At 69.9% G+C, this 2,625-nt stretch carries 3 protein-coding genes; 2 read left to right on the top strand and 1 reads right to left on the bottom strand.

All coding sequences use genetic code 11. The features are described from left to right. Positions 1-141 precede the first annotated feature (141 nt). Together D6689_09945 and D6689_09940 are read left to right on the top strand one after the other, a co-directional pair. Complete coding sequence (locus D6689_09945; GenBank protein RMH41878.1) at positions 142-672, top strand: hypothetical protein; 531 nt, start codon at positions 142-144, stop codon at positions 670-672. Between the two features lie 440 nt (positions 673-1,112). After that, positions 1,113-1,805, top strand: coding sequence for a hypothetical protein (locus tag D6689_09940; protein ID RMH41877.1), 693 nt, complete (start codon positions 1,113-1,115; stop codon positions 1,803-1,805). A 75-nt stretch (positions 1,806-1,880) separates the two neighbouring features. Here the strand turns inward: D6689_09940 and D6689_09935 are convergent, their stop codons facing one another. Then, positions 1,881-2,195, bottom strand: a complete 315-nt coding sequence (locus D6689_09935; GenBank protein ID RMH41876.1) for a hypothetical protein — start codon at positions 2,193-2,195, stop codon at positions 1,881-1,883. Positions 2,196-2,625 lie beyond the last annotated feature (430 nt).

Genomic DNA, 2,625 nt, shown 5'->3' with positions numbered 1-2,625 from the left:
CGTCGCCGACACGGCTTGACGCGCGGCATCGGGCCCGCGACGACCGCGGCAAGTGACTCCACTTGCCGCGCCAACGTGCGTCCGCCGCCAGCCGAGTGTGGGCGCGGTCACCGGTCTGTCGGCCGCTGATGTGCCACGGTGATGGCGCGTCCCTCTGCTGCGAGCCGATTGCGTTCGCGCCGGCCGCTTCTGCGACGCGTTTCGTCGGCCGCAGCTCCAATCAACCCGGGTGCGGGCTTTGAGCGCGGCGAGCGGCGCCAGCGCAGGTCGCTCGAGCGCGAGCTGATGCAGCGAGTCAACGGCGTAGTCGCGGCGCGCATCGCGGTGGCGGTGGCCGAGGGCTACCTGCGCGGCGCCAAGGCGATCTCGCGGCGCGCGCTGGCCGATCGGTTCGACCTGTCGGACGTGGCGCTCGACCGCGTGCTCGCGCGGCTCAAGGAGGCCGACATCGTCGTCGAGGTCGAGGGCGACCTGGTCGGCGTGATGCCGGCGCGCCCGCCGAGCGAGATCAGCCTCGCCGACGTGCTCGCCACATTCCGCGGCGACGACGTGCTCGACGCCGCGCCGCGCCCGAACGAGACCCGACTCGACGCCGTGCTGCGCGAGATCGACGCCGACACCCGCCGCCGCACCGCCGACCTGTCGCTCACCGACCTGACCGATACCAGCTGAGCGGGTCGTTGCCCACCATGTGGACGTCGCCCTGCACCGTCATCGGTCTGGATCAACCTCACCGAAGCTTGACCGTCTTGCGCGCCACATGCTACCGACCGACTCGTGTCCACATCGTTGAGATTTTGACTTATCCTGGCGACAATCATCGCGGCACTCGTCGTGATCGCGTCCGACGCACCACCTTCGATCTTGCGGACGCTACGCGCTTCAGCCGATACGCTGCCGGCCACCGAGGACCCCCGCCTCTCGCCCGTCGTGCGCTGCTTGATCCGGTGCGAGACCAGGCTCAAGTACACACTCGCGGCATGCGATCTGTTTGACGAGGACGACTTCGAGAGCTGGAACAAGTGGCGACAGTGCGTGGACGCCGCTTATGCAACGTTCGCCGCATGCCGCACGGGCCGCTTCGCCCCTCCGCCTCCCGTTCATGTGACACCGTGAAGCTGCTCGCGACGGCGTTGGTCGCATGCGCGGCGGTGCTGGCCGCGGCGCTGTGGTGGCGGGGAAGCGATACGGCGAGCCCTCGGCGACCGATCACCGCACACGCCCCGGAGCCACCCGCCGCGGCGTCGTCCGATGCGGCTGGCCCGGCGGCCGACGAGGCGAGCGACGCCCGACCGGCAGCCGCCGACGCGCACGCGGTCATGCCCGCCGAGGCGTCCCCGCGCCGCGTCGTCCCGCAACTGCCGGCGTCGCCCGCCGGGCGCTATGCCTCGACGGTGCCGCGCGATGCGCGGCAGCGGCGCCACTGGCGCGCGTTCATGGATGCGATCGTCGCCGCCTACCCGGACCCGAAGGTATGGCGAGTCGTGCGCCGAGAGTTCGATGACCTGTGTCTGCAGGCGCGCGCCGACCTCGCGGCGATGGACGGCGCGAGCATCGACGAGTGGCGCGCATTCGGGGACGCGATGCGCGGCACGAGCTATCCCGAGACGCGCAAGCTGATCCGCGGCTTCCCGGCGCGATGTCCACTGCTGGCCGCAATGGGCGAGTGGATGCGGTCGTGCAACGAGGAATCGAGCGACGTGCCAGACATGCCGCCAGTCCTCCTGCAAGAGTGCGGCTGGACTTCCGATCCGTGGCATACGGCACCCGGCGACCGCGACGCCGCCTCGGCGCCGGGCGACTGACCGGCTTTGTCACAAATCGACCGCCCTCACAGGAGCGATCGCGACCGCATTCGCGGCTACGCGACAGACTCCTGCTTAGATCACGTCGAGCTTGCCGAGCAGGTAGTACGCCGCGCGCCCGAGCGAGTAGGCGCCGTACCCGATGAGCAGGATCCCGACGACGCGGGTCACCCAGATCATCCGGTCGCCGAGGACGCGCTTGCCGTGGTCGGCGAGCCACGCGACGAACGCGAACCACGCCAGCGAGCCGCAGCCGATGCCGACGCACGCGAAGACCCCCTCGGCCTGCGTCGTGCCGGCCAGATACGAGCCGACGATCACGACCCACGTCACGATCGCCGCCGGGTTCATCACGATGAGCGCGACGCCGACCACGAAGCCAGTCCACATCGCGGTCTGGTCCGGTACTCACGCCTCCACCTCGGTGAGCGACGCGGGCTGACTTCGCACGGTTGAACGTTGTGTTCCCCCCGGTCATTCGCAACTCCGTGTCAACGTTCTAGTCTGAAGTTCCCCCTCATGTGAGGCCCCGATTTCGCGCATGCGCGCGGAATCTGGGGAGCCCTCACCCGGGTTGATTTCACCCGGGGGAGCCCTCACCCGGGTTGGGGAGCCCTCACCCGGGTTGGCTTTCGCGCGCAACCGCGAGCGGCCCGAGCCGATAGCCGGTACGTGAGCGTGCCGCGACAGGTCCTGCCGGGCTCGACCTATTTCGGGGAGGCCCCACCCGGGTTGATTTTCGCGCGCAACCGCGAGCGGCCCGAGCCGATACGCGGTACGTGAGCGTGCCGCGACAGGTCCTGCCGGGCTCGACCTACCT

Source organism: Deltaproteobacteria bacterium (assembly GCA_003696105.1).
Lineage (GTDB): Bacteria > Myxococcota_A > Polyangia > Haliangiales > J016 > J016.
Note: the sequence above shows the minus strand (reverse complement) of the source record. Positions and strands in the feature narration are given on the sequence as shown.

Coding starts and splice junctions, on each gene's coding strand:
- D6689_09935 (RMH41876.1), bottom strand. CDS start 2,195: ATGTGGACTGGCTTCGTGGTCGGCGTCGCGCTCATCGTGATGAACCCG.
- D6689_09945 (RMH41878.1), top strand. CDS start 142: ATGGCGCGTCCCTCTGCTGCGAGCCGATTGCGTTCGCGCCGGCCGCTT.